Origin of the sequence: Corynebacterium crudilactis (genome assembly GCF_001643015.1) — a bacterium.
GTDB classification, from domain to species: Bacteria; Actinomycetota; Actinomycetes; order Mycobacteriales; family Mycobacteriaceae; genus Corynebacterium; species Corynebacterium crudilactis.
Map to the genome: position 1 here is coordinate 2,724,126 of NZ_CP015622.1, position 20,886 is coordinate 2,745,011.

At 51.6% G+C, this 20,886-nt stretch carries 17 protein-coding genes; 2 read left to right on the forward strand and 15 right to left on the reverse strand.

Annotated features, from left to right (window positions below):
* Nucleotides 1-11: 11 nt before the first annotated feature.
* From exaC to dnaK, 5 genes are all read right to left on the reverse strand, one after another.
* Nucleotides 12-1,532 carry an acetaldehyde dehydrogenase ExaC gene (gene exaC / locus ccrud_RS12590; RefSeq protein WP_066568404.1) on the reverse strand — a complete coding sequence of 507 codons (1,521 nt, stop codon included), beginning with the start codon at nt 1,530-1,532 and terminating at the stop codon, nt 12-14.
* A gap of 299 nt (nt 1,533-1,831) precedes the next feature.
* A complete protein-coding gene (locus ccrud_RS12595; RefSeq protein WP_066568406.1) occupies nt 1,832-2,272 on the reverse strand; it encodes a heat shock protein transcriptional repressor HspR in 441 nt (146 codons plus the stop codon).
* 32 nt (nt 2,273-2,304) lie between these two features.
* Complete coding sequence (dnaJ, locus tag ccrud_RS12600) at nt 2,305-3,492, reverse strand: molecular chaperone DnaJ (protein ID WP_066568409.1); 1,188 nt, start codon at nt 3,490-3,492, stop codon at nt 2,305-2,307.
* A gap of 191 nt (nt 3,493-3,683) precedes the next feature.
* Nucleotides 3,684-4,349, reverse strand: a complete 666-nt coding sequence (gene grpE / locus ccrud_RS12605; protein ID WP_066568420.1) for a nucleotide exchange factor GrpE — start codon at nt 4,347-4,349, stop codon at nt 3,684-3,686.
* Nucleotides 4,350-6,206, reverse strand: a complete 1,857-nt coding sequence (gene dnaK / locus ccrud_RS12610) for a molecular chaperone DnaK (RefSeq protein WP_066568423.1) — start codon at nt 6,204-6,206, stop codon at nt 4,350-4,352. It abuts the gene before it with no gap.
* A 272-nt stretch (nt 6,207-6,478) separates the two neighbouring features.
* On the opposite strand from dnaK, the gene ccrud_RS12615 reads away from it, so the two are divergent.
* A complete protein-coding gene (locus ccrud_RS12615) occupies nt 6,479-7,924 on the forward strand; it encodes an AI-2E family transporter (protein ID WP_066568425.1) in 1,446 nt (481 codons plus the stop codon).
* Between the two features lie 55 nt (nt 7,925-7,979).
* On the opposite strand, the gene ccrud_RS12620 is transcribed toward ccrud_RS12615, so the two are convergent.
* Entirely contained in the window at nt 7,980-8,537 is a 558-nt protein-coding gene (locus ccrud_RS12620; RefSeq protein ID WP_066568431.1) for a nucleosidase, read from the reverse strand.
* A gap of 109 nt (nt 8,538-8,646) precedes the next feature.
* Nucleotides 8,647-9,684: an alcohol dehydrogenase AdhP gene (adhP, locus tag ccrud_RS12625; protein ID WP_066568434.1), complete on the reverse strand. Its 1,038-nt coding sequence runs from the start codon at nt 9,682-9,684 to the stop codon at nt 8,647-8,649.
* A 428-nt stretch (nt 9,685-10,112) separates the two neighbouring features.
* Between adhP and ccrud_RS12630 the strand changes: the two genes are divergently transcribed.
* Complete coding sequence (locus ccrud_RS12630) at nt 10,113-10,415, forward strand: monooxygenase (RefSeq protein ID WP_066568437.1); 303 nt, start codon at nt 10,113-10,115, stop codon at nt 10,413-10,415.
* A 124-nt stretch (nt 10,416-10,539) separates the two neighbouring features.
* Here ccrud_RS12630 and ccrud_RS12635 read toward each other — a convergent pair whose 3' ends face one another.
* The 8 genes from ccrud_RS12635 to ccrud_RS12665 all read right to left on the reverse strand — a co-directional run bounded on the left by ccrud_RS12635 (nt 10,540) and on the right by ccrud_RS12665 (nt 20,742).
* Nucleotides 10,540-13,374, reverse strand: coding sequence for a choice-of-anchor G family protein (locus tag ccrud_RS12635; protein ID WP_066568440.1), 2,835 nt, complete (start codon nt 13,372-13,374; stop codon nt 10,540-10,542).
* 723 nt (nt 13,375-14,097) lie between these two features.
* Nucleotides 14,098-15,027 (reverse strand): sulfite exporter TauE/SafE family protein, encoded by a 930-nt coding sequence (locus ccrud_RS12640; RefSeq protein ID WP_066568443.1) that lies wholly within the window; start codon nt 15,025-15,027, stop codon nt 14,098-14,100.
* Between the two features lie 20 nt (nt 15,028-15,047).
* Nucleotides 15,048-15,773, reverse strand: a complete 726-nt coding sequence (locus tag ccrud_RS12645; RefSeq protein WP_066568448.1) for a sirohydrochlorin chelatase — start codon at nt 15,771-15,773, stop codon at nt 15,048-15,050.
* A gap of 29 nt (nt 15,774-15,802) precedes the next feature.
* Nucleotides 15,803-17,104, reverse strand: coding sequence for a GTP-binding protein (locus ccrud_RS12650; protein WP_066568453.1), 1,302 nt, complete (start codon nt 17,102-17,104; stop codon nt 15,803-15,805).
* Nucleotides 17,104-18,018, reverse strand: coding sequence for a sulfate adenylyltransferase subunit CysD (gene cysD, locus ccrud_RS12655; protein WP_066568457.1), 915 nt, complete (start codon nt 18,016-18,018; stop codon nt 17,104-17,106). The genes ccrud_RS12650 and cysD overlap by 1 nt, the downstream gene beginning before the upstream one ends.
* The gene (locus ccrud_RS12660; RefSeq protein ID WP_066568459.1) at nt 18,015-18,800 is read right to left on the reverse strand and encodes a phosphoadenylyl-sulfate reductase; all 786 of its coding nucleotides are present in this window, start codon (nt 18,798-18,800) and stop codon (nt 18,015-18,017) included. The genes cysD and ccrud_RS12660 overlap by 4 nt, the downstream gene beginning before the upstream one ends.
* Nucleotides 18,797-19,060, reverse strand: coding sequence for a hypothetical protein (locus tag ccrud_RS15765; RefSeq protein WP_074025530.1), 264 nt, complete (start codon nt 19,058-19,060; stop codon nt 18,797-18,799). The genes ccrud_RS12660 and ccrud_RS15765 overlap by 4 nt, the downstream gene beginning before the upstream one ends.
* A complete protein-coding gene (locus ccrud_RS12665; protein WP_066568461.1) occupies nt 19,057-20,742 on the reverse strand; it encodes a nitrite/sulfite reductase in 1,686 nt (561 codons plus the stop codon). The genes ccrud_RS15765 and ccrud_RS12665 overlap by 4 nt, the downstream gene beginning before the upstream one ends.
* Nucleotides 20,743-20,886 lie beyond the last annotated feature (144 nt).

Consider the following 20,886-nt stretch of genomic DNA (forward strand, 5'->3'; position numbering starts at 1 on the left):
GAGCTTCAAGATTAGAACAGTCCTGATGGGTTTGGATCGTAGGAGACAAGCAGGTTCTTGGTCTGCTGGTAGTGATTGAGCATCATGAGGTGGTTTTCACGGCCAATGCCGGATTCCTTGTAGCCGCCGAAAGCGGAGTGAGCTGGGTAATTATGATACTGATTCACCCAGACACGACCGGCCTGAATAGCGCGACCTGCACGATAAATGGTGTTTTGATCACGGCTCCATACACCAGCGCCAAGGCCGTAGTTGGTGTCATTGGCAATGCGGATCGCATCATCGAAGTCACTGAAAGTAGCCACAGAAAGGACCGGTCCGAAGATCTCCTCACGGAAAATTCTCATATCGTTGGTGCCACGGAACACGGTTGGCTCAATATAATAACCCTTGTCCAGACCATCAATCTTGTTGATCTTGCCACCAGTGAGTGTTTCAGCGCCTTCTTCTGGGCCGATCTTCAGGTAGGAGGAAATCTTATCCATCTGCTCCTGTGATGCCTGAGCACCCATCATGGTTTCAGTATCAAGTGGGTTACCCAGCTTGATGTTCTGCACCCGCTTCACACCCAGCTCAAGGAACTCATCGGCAATTGATTCATGAACCAGTGCGCGAGAAGGACAGGTACAGACTTCGCCTTGGTTGAGAGCGAACATGGCAAAGCCTTCAACTGCCTTTTCTGCGAAAGCATCATCCTGCGCAAGGACATCTGCGAAGAAGATGGAAGGCGATTTGCCACCCAGCTCAAGGGTGACAGGAATGATCTTGTCCGAAGCTGCACGGTTGATCAGCTTGCCCACTTCGGTGGAACCAGTGAAGGCAATCTTGCCAATGCGGTTAGAGCTCGACAGTGCAGCACCTGCCTCACCGCCAAGACCATTGACAATGTTGAGCACGCCATCTGGAATGAGGTCACCCACGATGTTCATCAGGTAGAGAATCGATGCTGGAGTCTGCTCAGCTGGCTTCAAAACTATAGCGTTACCCGCAGCAAGTGCTGGAGCAAGCTTCCATGTAGCCATGAGGATTGGGAAGTTCCACGGAATGATCTGTCCGACGACACCAATTGGCTCGTTGTAGTGATACGCAACGGTGTTGTGATCGAGCTGAGAAGAACGATCTTCTTGAGCGCGAATAGCTCCAGCAAAATAGCGGAAGTGATCAATTGCCAGCGGGATATCTGCTGCCAGTGTCTCACGGACAGCCTTGCCGTTTTCCCAGGTCTCCGCAACTGCGATTTCTTCCAGGTGCTCTTCCATACGATCCGCAATGCGGTGTAGCATCAGCGCACGTTCAGCCGCGGAAGTTTTACCCCACGCATCAGCTGCTGCGTGTGCGGCATCCAGCGCTAGCTCCACGTCTGCCGCGGTGCCACGGGCGACCTCACAGAACACTTCACCGGTAACAGGTGAAATGTTCTCAAGGTACTGGCCTTCTACCGGTGGAACCCATTTTCCGCCAATGTAGTTTTCGTAGCGCTTTTCGTAGTTAACGATCGAGCCTTCAGTTCCTGGATTTGCATAGACAGTCATTGAGTCCCCTTTAGGTCGTCTCCACCTGCACCCAATTTGTGCGACAGGTGACACTTGAACAAGGTATGTGATAGTGCACACATATGCATGCTTAGCAGCCACCCTATGCACGAAAACAAAACTTCGCTAGAAGCTCTAAAAAATTCACCCCCTTAACGGAAACTTTTGCAGCTCAAGACAACTGAAAAGCCTGAATTTTCACCCCCAGCAGGGATAGATACGAAAAAACGGGTATTCCCTTCCCCATGGAAAGAAATACCCGCTGAATTCGCTAGAAAGTGGCGTCGACAAGCATATTTTTATTTGGAACGCCCTTTACGGCGCTCCCACATGACCACTGCCGTGGAACGTGGCACATGAACCAGCTCGCCCCGTGGGCGGCCGTGAAGCAACTGCTCTTTCAGCTGCTCGTTTTCCACTTTGGCCTTACGTAGAGACTCTTTAAGATTTCTATTCTCTTCACCAAGCTCAATGATCGCCTTGATGCCGGCAAGGTTTACGCCCTCATCCTGGCTCAGGTGCTGGATCTTACGGAGCAGATCTACATCCGCCCGTGAATAACGGCGACCCCCGCCCCGAGTGCGCATCGGGGTCACCAGCCCCAGACGATCATAAGTTCTCAACGTCTGGGCATGCATGCCAGCGAGCTCAGCGGCGACAGAGATAACGAAAACTTCCCCTTGGAAATCAGCACGATCAAATTGACCATCACCAGTGGAATTCTTCGGTGTGGATGTCATATTTCGTCACCCCCTTTCTCAAGGAGAACTTTTTAACGGTTCTGGCCTGCCCAATTAGCGCGGGGATCAAATCCTGAGTTGGTTTCTGCTTCAGCATAAACTCGAAGTGCTTCCGCTGCGGCATCATCCAGGTTTTTCGGCACAGATACTTGAACAGTCACCATTAAATCTCCGGTGGAATCACGAGATTCAATGCCACGACCACGAACGCGCAGAGTACGACCATCAGGTGTACCTGCAGGCAACTTCAATTTCACTGGTTTGTTCAAAGTTGGGACTGAAATTGCCGCTCCAAGGGCCAATTCGCTAAAGCTCACCGGAATGGTGATCAAAATATTGTTTCCGTCACGGATGAACACATCATCTTTTTTCACGTGGACTTTCACAAACAGATCACCAGCTGGTTTACCATTCGGACCTGCTTCACCTTGGCCTGCGAGACGAACTTTTTGGCCATCTTCCACGCCAGCTGGAATGCGAACTGTGATGGAACGAGACTTCCGAAGAGTGCCTCTACCATGACAATTATCGCAAGGATCAGTAATTACTTCGCCGGTTCCGCCACAAACAGTACATGGTGCAGAGAATCCAAAAGCACCCTTATTTTCCGAGGTGAATCCGGAACCATCACAGGAACCACACTTAGCTGGGTGGCCTGATTTGGAACCTGATCCATGGCAGGTGTTGCACGGTGCATCTCCAGTGAGTTCCACTGGAATGGTGGTGCCTTTCGCTGCCTCAATGAAAGAGAGAGTGATGTCGGTTTCTACATCCGCCCCCCGCGTCGGCCTAGCTGACTGGCGAGGACTAGCGCCGCGGTTGAAAAGGCCACCGAAGATATCGCCCAGACCGCCGTCCGCAGAAAACCCTCCACCTTGTCCTCCGGCTCCTCCGAATGGACTGTCGAATCCTCCCGTCGACGTGCGAAACCCACCGGGGAATCCGGCACCTCCGCTTCCGAATCCTCCGCGGATTCCGCCAGACGCTAGGAGCGCTTTGAGCTCATCGTATTCTTTTCGTTTTTGCTCATCACCGAGTACGTCATAAGCCTCGGCTGCTTTTTTGAATCGATCTTCAGCAGCCTTGTCACCTGGATTTTTGTCTGGGTGATTTTCCCGAGCAAGCTTGCGGTAAGCCTTTTTGATCTCATCTTCCGGTGCGGACGAGGAGACCCCCAGGTCTGCGTAATAGTTTTTATTTGCCCATTCGCTGTTGTTCACTGGGCATCCCCTCCTTCCAAGAAGTCTTATATGCGTGAATTATATGTAATTTTTTAAGTTATTTTAACTTCAACGTGTGTTGTCCTAGACCGGCGGATACCTTCACATGACTATGAAGATATCCGCCGGTGTTTCAAGGAATTTCACCTCAAGCCGTGGACAACGGCGGTAAAACTACTGATTGAGAAAACTTAGTTCTCTGAATCAGTCTCTGGATCTCCAATGAGAACCATTGCGGTGCGGATAATGCGGTCGCCGAGGCGATAGCCCTTGCGGAGCACCGTTCCCAGAACCTTGACATCACCCTGGGAGAGATCCTGTACTGCTTCATGGATCTCTGGATCGAACTCTTCGCCGACAACACCGAAGGATTCAACCTTCAGGCCACCGAGGATATTGCTCAACTTGTCAGAGATGGACTTTAGCGGACCGTCTTGAAGGTCGCCATGCTGCTCTGCCAAATCCAGATCATCAAGCAGTGGAAGAAGCTGAGTGACAACTCCTGCACGTGCGGTATCGATGATTCCTTGGCGTTCCCGGTCGGTACGACGACGGTAGTTTGCGTACTCCGCAGTGACGCGCTGCAGATCCTCAGTGCGCTCAGCCAATTGTTCTTCAACAGCAGATACAGCACCATCACCATCGGCGTCTGGGTCAATATCAGCAAGAAGATCATTGAGCTCAGCTTCGAGCTCTGGGGAAATTACATCCTCAGCAGATTGTCCGTTTGGGGAGTCCTGACCCTGGCGGGCAGCTGCTTCATCAGCTGCCTGCTCAGCACGATCTGCAGAGGTTGCCTCCGGATCAGTGTTTTCAGGATCCCCGGGGTTAGTGGGCATTCCGTTTGGGGTCGTCATTTACTTCTTGTCCTCACCATTGTCAGCTGCATCGTCTTCGACAACTTCAGCGTCAACAACGTTGTCATCAGCGGCTGCTTCTGCGCCTGCATCTGCCTGGGTTGCGCCAGCAGCTGCATCAGCTTCGTAGATAGCCTTGCCCATTTCCTGGGACTCGGTGTTCAGCTTCTCAACTGCAGTCTTGATAGCTTCGAGATCTTCACCCTTGAGTGCTTCTTCAACACCCTTGGCTGCTTCTTCGACCTTTGCCTTGAGGTCTTCAGAAACCTTCTCGTCGTTTTCTTCAACGAACTTGCGGGTCTGGTAAACCAGGGACTCAGCGTTATTGCGAACTTCCTGCTCTTCGCGGCGCTTCTTGTCCTCATCAGCATGAGCTTCCGCATCCTTGATCATGCGGTCGATCTCTTCCTGGGACAGACCGGAGCCGTCCTGGATGGTGATGGTGTTTTCCTTGCCGGTACCCTTGTCCTTTGCAGTGACGTGCACAATGCCGTTGGCATCGATGTCGAAGGTGACCTCAATCTGTGGGACGCCACGTGGTGCAGGTGCAATGCCACCGAGTTCGAAGGAACCGAGCACCTTGTTCGCGGATGCGATTTCGCGCTCGCCCTGGAAGACCTGGATCTGAACAGAAGGCTGGTTATCTTCTGCGGTGGTGAAGGTTTCGGAACGCTTGGTTGGGATGGTGGTGTTGCGCTCGATGAGCTTGGTCATCACGCCGCCCTTGGTCTCAATGCCGAGGGACAGTGGGGTGACATCAAGAAGAAGAACGTCCTTGACCTCGCCGCGAAGAACACCAGCCTGAAGTGCTGCACCAACTGCAACGACCTCGTCTGGGTTAACACCCTTGTTTGGCTCGCGACCGCCGGTCAGTTCCTTCACTAGCTCGGTGACTGCTGGCATACGGGTGGAGCCACCAACGAGAACAACGTGATCGATCTCGGAGACAGACACGCCTGCATCCTTAACAACCTGGTTGAAAGGAGTCTTGGTGCGATCCAGGAGATCCTGGGTGATGCGCTGGAACTCAGCGCGGGAGAGGTTTTCATCCAAGAACAGTGGGTTCTTGTCTGCATCAACAGTGATGTAAGGAAGGTTGATGTTGGCGTTCTGGGAAGAAGACAGTTCAATCTTTGCCTTCTCTGCAGCCTCACGCAGACGCTGCAGGGCCATCTTGTCCTTGGTCAGGTCGATGCCGTTGGAGGACTGGAACTTCTCAACTAGCCAATCAACGACACGCTGATCCCAGTCATCGCCACCGAGCTCGTTATCGCCGGAGGTTGCACGAACCTCAACAACGCCGTCGCCGATTTCTAGAAGGGAGACGTCGAAGGTACCGCCACCAAGGTCGAAGACCAGGATGGTCTGCTCCTGGTCACCCTTTTCCAGGCCGTATGCAAGTGCTGCAGCGGTTGGCTCGTTAACAATACGAAGAACATTCAGACCTGCAACCTGGCCAGCTTCCTTGGTTGCCTGGCGCTGCGCGTCCTCGAAGTATGCAGGAACAGTAATGACTGCATCGGTAACGTCTTCGCCCAGGTAAGCCTCCGCATCGCGCTTCAGCTTCATCAGAGTACGAGCGGAGATTTCCTGTGAGGTGTAGTTCTTATCATCAATCGCAACGGTCCAGTCGGTGCCGATGTGGCGCTTAACTGAGCGGATGGTGCGGTCAACGTTGGTGACAGCCTGGTTCTTGGCGGACTGGCCAACCAGAACTTCACCGTTCTTTGCGAATGCAACAACGGAAGGGGTGGTGCGTGAGCCTTCTGCGTTAGCAATAACTACTGCTTCGCCGCCTTCAAGTACGGAAACCACAGAGTTGGTGGTTCCAAGGTCAATTCCTACTGCGCGTCCCATAATGGTGCCTCCTGTTTTAGGTGATTTTAGTATTGTCCACGGCTTGAGCCTTGACTTGATCCTTATCAACATCCGCCGATAAGAATTACGCCTCATTGAGCCTGCCTGACTCAAGCTTACATATATGACAACGGCAAAAGCTACAAAGTTGTTCCCGATGCACTCAACTTTGTTTATATCCGCAGTTCACAGGCTTGTACCTAAGGGAAAAATCGGGGATTACCCTGAAATACACAAACATTTCTTAAGAGACAAACTTAAGGACGACCCTCATGTCGCATGCCTGTGGCATAGTAATTTTTGTGAGCACAGAATCAGAGAACACACCTAACAGGGATGCTTTAAACAGCTCTACCCCTCCGAAAGATCTGCCCGATACCGTCCTAGATGCTATCGAGCGCAATTTTGAACCCTCGCTGAACACTCAAAAAGTGTCTGCGACCTCCGCTAACAGCGACACCAACGGCAATGCTAACGGCAGCGCCATTGACACTTCAGACGGTGTCACTGACCGCTCAGTTATTTTTGGTCAAGATGGCCGCTGGCTTTCTGGCTGGGCGCTGAGGTTTATTGTGTTGGTCATCGCAGGCGTTATTGCGCTGCGCATGCTTGGTTTCATTTGGGTTGGGCTTCTCCCAGTCCTCTTGGCACTGCTCGTTTGTACTGTGCTGTGGCCACCTGTGAAGATGTTGCGCAAGCGTAAAGTACCTGCTGCTTTGGCTGTTGTGATTACGATGCTGGGATTTTTTGCCATCATCGGTGGAATTTTTGCTGCAATCGCACCAAGCGTGTCTTCCCAAACCAAGGAAGTCATCGATCAAGCCACCGCTGGCGCTCAAGACCTCATGAATTGGATCCAGCAACCTCCACTAAACATTGACGTCTCACAATTTGAAACTGCACTCAATGATTTAACGTCAATGCTTCAATCCCAATCTTCCACCATCGCTTCTGGTGTGTTCTCTGGGCTTTCCACTGCATCGTCAGTGTTGGTCACCCTCGCAGTCATGCTGGTATTGACATTCTTCTTCCTCAAGGATGGCCCTAAGTTCCTTCCTTGGCTGCGCGGATTCACTGGCGAAAATGCAGGTTGGCACTTTACTGAAGTCCTTACCCGCACGTGGAATACCTTGGCCGGATTCATCCGCGCTCAAGCTTTGGTGTCTTTGGTTGACGCCGTATTCATCGGCATTGGTCTACTGCTTCTTGGCGTTCCAATGGCGCTGGCTTTGGCAGTAATCACCTTTTTCGCGGGCTTCATCCCTATCGTGGGTGCAGTTTCCGCAGGTGCGCTGGCAGTCCTTATTGCGCTGGTCACCAATGGCATGACAAATGCACTTTTGGTGCTTGTTCTTATCCTCGCGGTGCAGCAGATTGAGGGCAATATCCTCTCCCCATTCCTGCAGTCCAAGGCCATGAACCTGCATGCTGCGATCGTGTTGCTCTCTGTCACTGTCGGCTCTACTTTGTTCGGCATTATTGGTGCCTTCTTGGCAGTTCCAGTGGCTGCAACCTTGGCCGTGTGGATTCGCTACCATTCACAAATGGTCGCTTTGCGCGCAGGTGAAATCACCATTGATGACATTGAAATAGCCACGACAAAGGGCGCCCCAACCACGATAAATGGACAGGACGCACTGCTTGCTATTCGAAATCGTCTCGCTCAGCTAGGACGCAAGAAGCCTGCTACTTCAGATAGCGCAGACTCTGCTAACTAATTAATCAAGCTCACTCCCCCGATGCCAGCACCATGTGGCATCGGGTTTTTGTTATTTAAAAGCCTTTTACTGCGTCCGCCAGCTCCAAAGCGCCCGCATCCACAGCATCAAACCATGTTGTAGAAGCCGACTCATCAGCGCTGTCACTTACTTGTTTCAGCAGCGTAATCGGCACACCAAAATACTTTGCGACGCCCACCAGCGCCGCGCCTTCCATATCGCAAAGGGAGGCCCGGGCAGCCAGCCGGCTGCGTGTTTCTGAATCAGAAATAAATGAGTTTCCAGTGGCTAGACGAGCCACCGGAAGACTTCCAACCCTGGCTAATTCCACACCATTTGGGCAAGGTTTTCCTGTCATATCCGCGATGATCTCACTACTAAAATCATGCTGGAAAACATAATCAATCTCATATACTCCAGCCATGCCATCAACCAGCGCTCCAGCCGTGCCAACATTAATGATTCGGCTTGGCAGAACCTCACGAGTAGCCAATTCTTTGGTCAGCATCATTGTGGCTGCCTGGGTTCCAATCCCAGTGACCAATAGATCAATTTCCAAAGGCAGGTGTGCAGCTTCCTCATGTGTGGCAGAAACATACAAAGTAGACGTCATGCTCGACAAGTTTAGAGTGCCCGCTTAGGTGGGGATGGAGTTCTACTCAAAACACAAAAAGCTGCGCCCCTCCTTATATAAGGGAGAACGCAGCTTCACAAAGCAATTACTAGTAACGAATCGCTACACGTCCATCAATCTTGCCGTTACGCATGCGATCAAGAACATCATTGACATCATCCAAAGAACATTCACTCACGGTTGGTTTGACCAAACCACGAGCAAAGAAATCAAGAGCCTCTGCCATATCTTGGCGAGTACCCACCAAAGAGCCACGAATCGTCAGGCCCTTGAACACAATATTGAACACAGATGCTGGGAATTCCCCTGGTGGCAGACCATTAAACACAATGGTGCCTGCACGACGAGCCATATCCAGAGCCTGACCAAAGGCAGCTTCGTGCACGGCAGTTACGAGCACACCATGAGCGCCACCATCAGTGAATTTTTGCACAGCTTCGCCTGGATCTTCGTTGCGAGCATTCACGGTAAATTCTGCGCCGTGTTTACGTGCAAGCTCCAATTTATCGTCGGAGATATCCACGGCAATGACCCGCAGCCCCATCGCAACTGCGTACTGGACTGCAATATGTCCCAGTCCGCCAACACCGGAGATCACCATGAACTGACCTGGACGCGTATCTGAAACCTTGAGTGCCTTATATACAGTCACACCAGCACACAGAATTGGTGCCGCTTCCAGGTAGTCCACACCGTCCGGGATGCGTGCTGCATAACGGGTATCTACCAGCATATACTGACCAAAGGATCCGTTCTGGGTGTAGCCACCATACTCAGCCTCATTGCACTGAGTTTCCTGGCCGGTGATGCAATATTCGCATGTGCCACATGCTGACCACAACCATGCGTTGCCGACAATATCGCCGACCTTAACATCATGATCTCCTGGACCAAGTTCAACGACTTCACCAACGCCTTCATGGCCTGGCACAAATGGCGGTTCCGGCTTTACTGGCCAATCGCCCTCCAAAGCGTGGAGGTCAGTGTGGCAAATGCCAGAAGTGAGAACCTTCACCAGCGCCTGATTTGGACCCGGCTTTGGCATGTCGATATCCTTTACGGTCACCTCATGACCAAACTTTTCAACAACAGCAGCGGTAAATTCTTGGGGTGCAGTAGTGGTCATAAAAACTCACTCCTATCTCGCTTGGATTACGTGGCAAACTGCTTGTGGCAGTTGATCTTTCACGGGATTTCCACCCAGAATCAACTATGTCTCACATTACAAACATGGCAACTTTGTGATTTAAATCATTTAATTACCGCCGTGCCCCACCCTAGTAAAATCCAAATAGTGTGAAAATGAAAACCTATTTAACCACCCCCGCGCATGACTAAGTCGCAGGTAAATTCAATCCAGGCCACACCCCCGCACAGCTTTTATTCAGGAAATAAATTCACAAAAAAGAACAAAACCACCCCCTAATGGAAAATATTTCCATTAAGCTTTTTAATTTTATTCTCGCTTCACACACTTCACCGAAATATCAGCCATCAAAGATGTCTAGACCCCAAGAAAATTCTCGACCCAAAAATCGCCAGTAACCTGGGACTATGTCTCAACTACTAGTTTTTGAATTCCCTTCCACAGGACCTTTTGGCGCGGAAGCCGAAGCCGCATATAAAGACCTCGCTACCGATATTTCCCAGCAGCCCGGTCTCATTTGGAAAGTCTGGATAGAAGATCCACAACGCCAAGTCGCCGGTGGCGTTTACCTATTCACCGATACCGCCAGCGCGGAAGCCTATACAACTATGCACACCGCGCGCCTCAACAGTTTTGGAATTACAAATATCACCGCGACCTCATACGAGGTCAACGAAGGTCTTTCCCTCATCGATCACGCACAGCTTTAACCCGCTTTTCGACGTCGCCTTCCGCCCACAGCAGGCGACGTCGATAAGCGAAATCACTTCCCCCAGCAACGAAAAATCCCCGGCTCAGCTATGGAGGCTGAACCGGGGATTTTAAGGTTAAAAACTAGCTAGAGCTGGAGCTGGAGTTGTCCATTCCACAAAGAACTGGAGTGGAGATCAGAGCAAGAGCTGCAGTAGCGAACAGTGCCTGGGAAACCATGCGGTGATCGATTGCGTTAGCTGCATCGTTCAGGCCGCGGTTGATGTTGCGAACCCACTCAGGCTGGTGAGCACCACCGGTGGCGTTGATCAGTCCACGCATCTGGCGATCAAGCTCAGCGCCGATGGACTTCATCAGTGGCTCAAGAGCTGGGCCAGCGATTGCGCCAACAGTTCCGAGAGCGATCAGCAGACCAGCAACGCCAGCTGCTGGGGAATCAAGGCACTGCTGCAGGAAGTCGGAAGAACCGTTGGAAGATCCATTCTCGTCTCCGCCGTTACCGTTGTCATCGCCGTCCTTGGTAACAACAAAGATGAAGGTTTTGGTGGAGGTTCCGCCTTCGTTGGTAGCGGTCACAGTAACGTCGTAAGAACCTGCGGTGTCCTTGCCAGGAGTTCCTTCAATCTTGCCAGTTTCAGGGTTGTAATCAACGCCATCTGGAAGACCGTCAACCTCAACGTTTGCATCCTCAGGAGTTACAACAACCTCGATTGGATCGATTGCCTCCTCCTCCGGGCCTTCTGCATCCTCGATTGGAGCGATGGTAGGTGCATCAACCGTGCTATTTGGATCCTTGACCACAATTGTGAAGCCAGTAGATGCAGTCTTGCCTGCACTATTAGTAACAGTAACCGTTACATTGGAGGTACCAGCAACAGTTGGAGTACCGGAGATAACACCATCAGTGATGGTCACTTCTGCTGGCAGGCCACTTGCAGTTACTACTGCACCCTCTGGAGTGACAACAGTGTTGATCGGTGCAATCGCATCACCAAGATCGATGTTCTGATCAGCAATATCAGCGATGGTTGGGTCAGCAGCAGCTACTGCAGCAACAGTAATCTCAAAGGTTTCAGTAACCGAACCAGACGCATTAGTCACAGTCACAGTAACAGTGCTATCCCCAACCTTCGTTGGCTTACCAGAAATAACACCATTCTCGTACTTCACGCCCTCAGGAAGACCAGCAACCTCCACCGTCACTCCCTCAGGAGCCACAACCGGAGTCACGTCCTTAATGGAGTCACCCAAAGTAATGTTCTGATCAGCAATCGCCTCAATAGTCGGCTTATCAACTGCAGCAACATCCAATGCCGAAACATAAGAGTTTGCGATTGGCAGGTTTACGGCGCCGCTTAGTACATCAACTTCAAGTGCAGAAACCCGGTATAGGCCAGCCTCTTCATCTTGCTTATTGACAGTTACAGCCACCAATGGACCAAGCACATCTTCAAGTACTGGATTCAAGCTGACAAGCACTTCATCCAACAATGGATCAAGCGAACTCAAGAGTCCCGAAACAACGGTGCTTCCGGTATTAAAGAGAGCATCATTAAGGGTTCCACCAAGAGATCCGAGCAGCCCAACGATCACATCTACAACGCCTGCGACAAGGTTCCCAGCGATTGGAAGACCAAGCAAACCACCAAGATCTCGATATACATAATCAGACTTAGCGCCCTCATACGTTGCCTTATCATTAGTCGTCTGCGCGTTAGGGTTCAATAGCCCCGCTAATGTAGTCTTCACCTCAGCAGAAGCAAGAACTCCCGACAGTGGCTTAAGCGCAATGGAAACCTCAGTATCATTCAAGGCACCACCCTCTGCTCCAAGGATGTTCTGCACACGAGCCATCAAACCATTCGGGTTCTCTGCTGGACTTGCGGTCAGCAGGCTGGTGACAGTATCCGTAATCTGAGTGATCTGAGCAGAGGTCAGCAAATTAGTGTTTGCAGGCTGACCATTAAGATTTCCACCGTGGAGCATCTCCAAATCAACGAGAATCTCACCAGTCTTCAGATCAATCGAGACCAGCCCACTGTTATCCTTCAATTCGCCATCAATAATAGCGTCAACGAGCTCATTAACAGGAACGTCAACAGTAAGCTCCAAGCCCAGAGCTGCACTGACCAATGGGTTGCTTAGAACACCATCAAGTACTCCACTCTCATCCAGCAGCGTCTCAAGAACAGAGTCCAAGCCACCGACAACAGTTTGCAGTTCGCTAACCACATCTTCAACCAGTGGGGACTTGATTCGTGCCTTCGCATCAGCAATCTGGTACTCACGAGTGATTTCAGTACCATTCTTGGAAGCGTAGGAACTCAATGCTCCGAGTTCAAGCTGCGCTGAAGCAACATCAGTCAGATCTACAGTGTTTCCAAGCAGCTTCGTCAAGTCAATAGTGGCATTGCCCCCATTGCCTCCATCACTATCCAAATCCAGCGTGCCACTATCACTAATAACACCGACAGAAGCTACAGCGTTTGTTTGAGATGGAGCATTCGCAAACGCGCCAAGAAGTCCAAGGTTGCCCTTCAGCAAGCTATCTCCGGCATCTGAAAATAGAGGGATTTCCAGACCTGATCCAAGATTTAGGTTGAGAGATTCTAATAGCTCAATCTCCAAGTTTGAAGGTGTAGCAGCTTGTCCGTTATCAGCGACACCCTTCCAAGACTGTTCAGCCTCAAGAGCAGAAAGAATCTCGCCTACGCTAAGGCCAGTTGTTGATGCAAGAAGACCTTTTTCATCAAGCAGTCGCAGGTTCAAAAGGTCAGAAAACGCATATGCAGATGCAGTCGCAGGAATTTCCTGCGCCTGCGCGATTGCGGTGGTTGGCAAAAGTGGGTGTGCAGGAACTGCTACGAGTACTCCACCAAGCATTGCGGTGCTGGTGATGGTTGCGATACCGATGCGCATGCTGCGGCTAAGTGCAGATGCAGACTTCTTAATTTTCACTGGTCCTCCGTCAGGATTAATTAACTAGCGCCCGCCCGCTGGGTATGTCCACCAGATGGGGTTTGTTGCATAATTTCCGTTCATGCAATCCATGCAACAGGCTATCCCAATCTGAAAGTAAATCTATGGAAAATACTTTCGATAATATTAATACTACCTAGGAATAATTCCCCGTACTTTATCTATCTGTTATGAAAAACCCTGCTCAGAACATAAATTTACCCTCAGTAAAATTGAAGAAAATCTGTGCATAGGCTTATAAATATCAAGCAAAAAACAGTGTGTTTTACCCCCAAAACCTTACCCCCCATTTTGATCGTACCTGCACTACCAGGCGTTTTTTCATGCCATTCACACAGTAAATTAAGTTCGCTCGATGAGCATGCAATCGTTACCAAAATACTGCCCTACTAGGATATTCACACCTTGAGGCTTGAAAGAAAGTGAAACTAGCCTATTTCCACAGCCGGTAAAGAAATATTTTTCAGATACTTTTGCACAGCATCTCCTAAGCTATATCTCGATGATTGAAACTCAGCTTTTTCATATTTTTTTACAAAACTAAAGAATATTTGGCCTTCAAATACCGAAAATCTCCGAAACACTAGCGTTATCTTTAAATTTCTCAGATAATAGAAATTATGTTCTATAGTGTTTTAGGGGGTGCTGAAATGCAAAAAACGCCGCACCCACAGGAGTGTGGGTGGGCGTCGATAAGCAGTTTTAAGAGCTTTTAACTCTTTGAGTCTCGGGCTCTGAAGCAAGCTCGCTGGAAATGGATTCGTTGATGAGGTTTTTGCGGTAGCGGTGGAAACCTAGGTAGGTCAGCGGCAGGCCGATGAGCAGAACCGTGATCTGGACAAGGCTAGTGGGGATGAAATCTAGTCCCACTATGTTGAGTACCTTCGGCAGGTTTAATGCCACGATTAAAGTGCCGACAAAACCGCCAAGTACTGTGGCGTTGATGCGGGAAATCATCCAGGCGCCGATGGGAGCAGCAATTGCACCGCCAATGAGCAATGCGAGAACTGCAGCCAAGTTAGCTACGAGATCTTCCCAAAGTCCCAGCATAAAGCCGAGAGTGGCTGCCAACGAAACCAAGAATTCTGCGGTATTAACTGTGCCCACTACTTTGCGAGGTTCGGTGCGCCCCAAGGAAAGCAATGTTGAGGTGGTTACCGGACCCCAACCACCACCACCGGAAGCATCAACAAAACCGCCAACAAGTCCGAGTCCGCCTAAAAAGCCTTTGCCGTGGGGCCGATCCGAATAGTTCCTGCGCACGCGGCCTTTGCTGAAACGCCACACCAGATTCATACCGATCAGCGCCAGAATCAACGAGGTAATGGGTGCTGCTGCTTCGGTGGAAATATTGGACAAAAATGTGGCGCCGGCAAATGCTCCGAGGGCTCCTGGAATACCCAGGCGCATGACCACTCGCCAATCCACATTGCCGAATTTCCAGTGGCTTAATCCGGATACAAAAGTGGTGCCAACTTCTGCTGTGTGCACCACAGCAGAAGCCTGTGCAGGGCCTAGACCAGCGAGCATAATGAGAATGGTGGTGGAAGTGACGCCGAATCCCATGCCGAGGCCACCATCAACAAGCTGTGCTGCAACACCTGCGAGGGCAATAAAAATCAATGTCTGCATAGCCGTTTTCCTTAGATAGGTTAGATCTGTGCCAGCAGTGCGCTCAGTGCAGCGTGATAACGGGCTGCAACAAGTGGTGCGAGGTCGGTGGTCAAAGGCTCCGAATAGCTAAAGTTTGTGCCGATGGACGCTGCAATATTTGCCGATTGATCAAGAACTCGATCCAGCAACAGCCCCTCAGTAACAAAGAGGGGAAGGATATGAATTGCCTTGTGCTTGGCGGCGACTTCCATAACGCCAGCTCCGCCAGCTCCCGGTCCGCCGGTTGCCGGAACGACTTCCACGGCATAGCCAGTTAAAAGGGAGACAGTGTGGGCTAGCTCAATCACTGATTCATTTGCCACCACATTTGAGCTGCCCACGGAATACAAAATCACGTGAGCATCTGCCGGTGCATCCGCACGTAACTTCTGTGCCAAGACAGAGGCAACATCAGAACCAGTACCAAGATGTGGGCCGACTAAAAGTTCCACTCCGTACTTTTCCGAAGCATCTTTCACCGCTGCAGGAACATCAATTTTTGCGTGGTATGCATTGCTAAAGAGCAAAGGCACCAATGCTGCCCTGGTTACGCCTTCCGCACTGAGCGTTGCCACCACTTCATCAAGTGAAGGATCTGCAAGCTCAAGGTGTGCTTCCACAGCTGGAATATCCAACATTCGTCCGGCCTCTGCCGTCAGGGCAGTAATACCTGCAGCTGCGGACTTCTTGCGGGAACCGTGGGAAAGCGTAATCAAAGGGATCATGAGAGAGGTGTCCTAAAAGGGATGCTGGTCTAGATGGACCAGTTGTTGCGCAGTCGGTGTCCAACCAAACCTGCAGCGAGGGTATCGCCAGAGGATTGATCAATAAGAAGGAAGGATCCAATTGCGCCGCGAGCAGCGTAATCTTCTACTTCCAATTCGCCTGCAACATCGATGCGCACGTGAGCAATGTCATTGAGGCCATAGGTTTCAGGTGCTTCGTTATCGTTTCGGCCATCGATGTCCAAGACACGCTCGATGCCGGAAACTCGTCCACGGAGCAGTTCGGTGCCGTAGCGCACCTTCACTGCTGCACCTGGTTTGATGGTGCGATCAGCAAGACCAACCACGGTGGCATTGAAAGAACGAACAGCTTCTGGGCGGTCTTCGCCAGAGATGAGCTCGCCGCGGATCAGATCGATTTCCTGAGCCAGACGAAGCACCACGGCATCGCCGACGGCTGCGGTCTGCAAAGGACCATCAGCGGAATCAATATGAGTTACTTCGGTTGTGCGTCCCTCAGGCAGATACACGGTATCGCCAACAGACACAGAGCCAGCGTTAATGGTTCCGGCGTAGCCACGGTAATCAGAGGCATGTTCGCGGACAACGTACTGAATTGGAAAGCGGAAGCCCAGGTCATGTGCACGACCACGGGAAACCTCAACGTTTTCCAAAATCTCCAGCACGGTAGGGCCGGTGTACCAATCCATGTTGGTGGACGCTTCAGCAACATTGTCGCCCTTGAGCGCAGAGATTGGCACAACATGGGTGTCAGTGACATCCAGAGCGGAAGCCAAACCAACGAATTCCTTCTCAATGCCGCGGAAGATTTCTTCGCTGTAATCCACAAGGTCAATCTTGTTGACAGCCAGAATCACAGTGCGCACGCCCAACAGCGCAGCTACGGACAGGTGGCGGCGGGTCTGCTCGACGACGCCGTGGCGGGCGTCGACAAGCAAAACAACAACCTGGGAGGTGGACACACCGGTGACGGTATTGCGGGTGTACTGCACGTGGCCTGGGGTATCAGCCAGGATGAAGGTGCGGCGATCGGTGGCGAAGTAGCGGTAAGCAACATCGATGGTGATGCCCTGCTCGCGCTCAGCACGCAGGCCATCCACCAGGAGGGAAAGGTCTAGGCCTTCAAAACCACGGTCAGCGGAGGTGCGCTCCACGGAAGCCAGCTGATCAGCCAAGACAGACTTGGTGTCATGCAGCAGACGTCCCACGAAGGTGGACTTGCCATCATCAACGGAACCAGCCGTGCATAGACGCAGTGTTTCGCGAGTAGCAATCTTTTCAGATGCTTTATTTAAGGTTGGAGCAGTCATCAGAAGTAGCCTTCCTTCTTGCGGTCTTCCATGGCGGATTCGCTGAGGCGGTCATCGGCGCGGGTTGCGCCACGTTCGGTCAAGGTGGAGGTTGCGATCTCTTCGATCACATCGTCAATGGTGCGAGCTTCCGAAAGCACAGCACCGGTGCAGGACATATCGCCAACGGTGCGGTAGCGGACAGTCTTGGTGACGATCTCCTCGCCTTTCTTTGGTCCACCCCACTCACCAGCGGTCAGCCACATGCCATCGCGTTCAAAAACATCACGATCGTGGGAGAAGTAAATCGGTGGGAGCTCAATGCCACGCGCACCGATGTACTCCCAGATATCTGCTTCAGTCCAGTTGGAGATAGGGAAAACACGGATGTTTTCACCAGGCAGGTGGCCACCGTTGTACAAGGTCCACAGCTCAGGACGCTGGCGGCGAGGATCCCAACCACCGAAAGAGTCACGCACAGAGAACACGCGTTCCTTGGCACGAGCACGCTCTTCATCGCGGCGAGCTCCACCAAGCACAGCGTCATAGCCTTGCTCAGCGATGGTTTCTACCAGTGGCACGGTCTGCAGTGGGTTGCGGGTGCCATCTGGACGTTCCTGCAAATCACCGCGGTCGATCCAGTCTTGGACCTTAGCCACACGCAGGCGAGCGCCAGTGCGTTCTACCAGGTTGTCGCGGAATTCGAGCACCTCTGGGAAGTTGTGGCCGGTGTCCACGTGGAGCAGTTCAAAAGGAACCGCAGCTGGTGCGAAAGCACGTCGTGCAAGTTCATAGACAACCACGGAATCTTTTCCGCCAGAAAACAGCAGGCCGATTTTATCGAATTGGCCCGCTACCTCGCGGAGGATGTGGATGGATTCATTTTCAAGATCTTTAAGGTGTGGAGATAGTTCTGATGCAACGGTTGTGGTCATGAGTGAAGTCCGCATTCTGTCTTGGCGTTTCCAGCCCAACGGCCGGCCCTAGGGTCTTGTCCTTCAGCAACAGGAAGGGTGCAGGTTTCGCATCCAATGGATGGATAGCCCTGATGGGTAAGTGGGTGATCAATGAGGTTGTTATCGACGATGAACTGGTTGGTTTCTTCCAATGACCAGGTGATAATCGGAGAAATCTTCAGTCTGCCGGTAGCATCCAAACTCAGCGCAGGAGCTTGGGCGCGAGTCGGCCCATCATCGCGGCGCAGGCCAGTAATCCAACCGGAGTACGGGCTTAACGACGCCGCCAGTGGCTCAACCTTGCGCATCCGGCAACATGCTGTCGGATTGTTGCGATACAGGTTGAGACCATAAATGGAATCCTGCTCAGTCCGCTTCAGAATCGGCAGCGCCGTGACCAGAGTCTGTGAATAGCGGGCATCAACATCGCGGGCCACCTCGAGGGTTTCCTTGAAGTGATATCCGGTATCCAAAAACAGGAAATCTGCTTCCGGTAAATGCCGCGACGCAAGTTCCGCCAGCACAGTGTTTTCCATGCTCAGCGTCACCGCGATAGCACCAGGTGCGTGCTCAGCAGTCCATTCCAGGATCTCTTGCGCGCTGGCGTCATACAACGCCGCAGCATGCTTTTCGACGAGCTCCTCGTTACGTTGCGCCACCTCAAGTGACAACGGCTCCGTACTACGAGGTCCCTCCGGTGAGACCTCAGGATCTTTAATTGATCCAGTGTTTTTCAGGGCATTAACTACTTGAAAACTCATTGTTGCGACTCACCTCTTCCTTCTGGGCTGTGTCCGTGTCGTGCTAGGGATTCTTTTAATGCTTCAGATGTAGATTTCGCAGGTGCTGGCCTGTGCACTGGATCATCTTGACCGTGATATTTCACCTCAAAGACCCTCGTGCAGTCCGCGCACAACCAGGCAAATTCCGTTTGCTCATCTGGGAAAAGAACTTCTCCCGCGCAATATGGGCAGTAGAGCGGATGATTACGGTTTGGGTTGGGGGCTCTGCGCAAACTCAAACCAGATCTTCCTCTACGGCTCTTTGCACCCAATCGCGGAATTGCTCATCCTCGTGGCGCTGTTCCTTAAAGTTGGTAACCACGCGAGTGACGTATTCTCCAACCTCATCAGCGATAACCTTGTGGCCCTTGAGTTTGCGTCCAAAGTTTGGGTCCAAGTTCATGGAACCGCCCAAGTGCACCTGGAAACCTTCCACACGATTGCCCTCTTCATCAGTAACCGTCTGGCCCTTGAATCCGATATCCGCCACCTGGGTACGTGCACAAGAGTTAGGGCAACCGTTCAATGCAATCTTGATGGGGACTTCCAAATCGCCGAGTCGCTCTTCCAGTTCGTCGACAAGCTCAATTGCTCGGGACTTAGTGGTAGCGTGCGCCAACTTGCAGAATTCCAGACCCGTACAAGAAATGATGCCGCGGCGGAACTCAGATGGAGAAGAGTACAGACCCAGCTCATCCAGCTCACGTGCCACAGTGGTGAGGTTCTCTCGCTCAATATCGAGGAAGAGCAATTCCTTTTCCGCAGTGGTACGAATCCGGCTGATGCCGTGCTTTTCCGCAACATCAGCAATCGCAATCAACTGCTCACCAGTGGTGTGACCAACAGTTGGCTTCACACCGAGGTAGAATTTGCCATCCTTTTGTGGGTGGATGCCAATGTGATCGCGGTAGCCAGGGTTAGTGGTAATTTCTGGGCCATCAATAAGCTTGCGGTTCAGGTACTCGGTCTCTAGCACCTCACGGAACTTCTGGATTCCCCACTGCGCAACCAAGAACTTCAGGCGAGCACGGTTACGCAGACGACGGAAACCATAATCACGGAAAATTCCAGCGACACCGGCCCAGATTTCTGGAACCTCATCAATAGGAATCCATGCACCTAGTGGCTGTGCCAGCATTGGATTCGTGGATAGCCCACCGCCCACGAAGCATTCAAAACCTACACCGTGTTCTGGGTGAACTGAAGGAACAAAAGACACGTCCTGGATCTCATGAGTGACATCCTGGCGAGCGTTACCAGTAATCGCGGACTTAAACTTACGTGGCAGGTTATGGAATTCATCCCTGTTCAAGTAATTGTCACGAATCGCATCGATAGCTGGAGTAGCATCGATCAGTTCCTCAGCAGCAACGCCGGAAACTGGGGAACCTAAAATAACGCGAGGAACATCGCCACAACCAAGCATGGTGGTCAGTCCCACGGTTTCCAGCTTTTCCCAGATGGTCGGCACATCTTCAATGCGAATCCAGTGCAGCTGAATATTCTGACGATCCGTAAAGTCCGCAGTAGAGCGGGCATAATCTCTGGAGATTTCACCGACAACGCGCAAACGCTCAGGTGTAGCTAGTCCGCCATCAAAGCGCACACGCATCATGAAGTACTCATCCTGCAGCTGCTCATCAGAAAGCTGACCGGTTAGTTCACCACCCAAATCCTGCTTGCGCTGGGTGTAAATACCCAGCCACTTAAAACGTGGAGCAATATCATCCGGATCGATGGAAGAAAAGCCCTGCTTGGAGTAAACATCAATAACCCGCTGTTTAACGGCAAAGGCAGGTTCATCCTGTTTAACCTGCTCAGCGTGATTGAGTGGCTCGGTGCCATCAATCTTCCACTGGCCCTCTGGCTTAGGCTTGCGGGCCGCACGTGCTGGGCTAGCACTTCCGGTTGTTGTTGTCATGGAGAACTAAGTCCTTAAAAAGCTTGGTGAGTTACATCTCGCTCGGTTTGATCTACCCGCAAATTTAGACGTACCGATCTGTCTAGACCAACCATTAGATTCAGATAACGGGCACGAGTATTGAAAATTTCCCTAAATTTAGCC

Excerpts from the sequence above, each read along its gene's own strand:
- exaC (WP_066568404.1), bottom strand. The coding sequence starts at position 1,532 with ATGACTGTCTATGCAAATCCAGGAACTGAAGGCTCGATCGTTAACTAC.
- ccrud_RS12595 (WP_066568406.1), bottom strand. The coding sequence starts at position 2,272 with ATGACATCCACACCGAAGAATTCCACTGGTGATGGTCAATTTGATCGT.
- grpE (WP_066568420.1), bottom strand. The coding sequence starts at position 4,349 with ATGACGACCCCAAACGGAATGCCCACTAACCCCGGGGATCCTGAAAAC.
- dnaK (WP_066568423.1), bottom strand. The coding sequence starts at position 6,206 with ATGGGACGCGCAGTAGGAATTGACCTTGGAACCACCAACTCTGTGGTT.
- ccrud_RS12615 (WP_066568425.1), top strand. The coding sequence starts at position 6,479 with ATGTCGCATGCCTGTGGCATAGTAATTTTTGTGAGCACAGAATCAGAG.
- ccrud_RS12620 (WP_066568431.1), bottom strand. The coding sequence starts at position 8,537 with ATGACGTCTACTTTGTATGTTTCTGCCACACATGAGGAAGCTGCACAC.
- adhP (WP_066568434.1), bottom strand. The coding sequence starts at position 9,684 with ATGACCACTACTGCACCCCAAGAATTTACCGCTGCTGTTGTTGAAAAG.
- ccrud_RS12630 (WP_066568437.1), top strand. The coding sequence starts at position 10,113 with ATGTCTCAACTACTAGTTTTTGAATTCCCTTCCACAGGACCTTTTGGC.
- ccrud_RS12640 (WP_066568443.1), bottom strand. The coding sequence starts at position 15,027 with ATGCAGACATTGATTTTTATTGCCCTCGCAGGTGTTGCAGCACAGCTT.
- ccrud_RS12645 (WP_066568448.1), bottom strand. The coding sequence starts at position 15,773 with ATGATCCCTTTGATTACGCTTTCCCACGGTTCCCGCAAGAAGTCCGCA.
- ccrud_RS12650 (WP_066568453.1), bottom strand. The coding sequence starts at position 17,104 with ATGACTGCTCCAACCTTAAATAAAGCATCTGAAAAGATTGCTACTCGC.
- cysD (WP_066568457.1), bottom strand. The coding sequence starts at position 18,018 with ATGACCACAACCGTTGCATCAGAACTATCTCCACACCTTAAAGATCTT.
- ccrud_RS12660 (WP_066568459.1), bottom strand. The coding sequence starts at position 18,800 with ATGAGTTTTCAAGTAGTTAATGCCCTGAAAAACACTGGATCAATTAAA.
- ccrud_RS12665 (WP_066568461.1), bottom strand. The coding sequence starts at position 20,742 with ATGACAACAACAACCGGAAGTGCTAGCCCAGCACGTGCGGCCCGCAAG.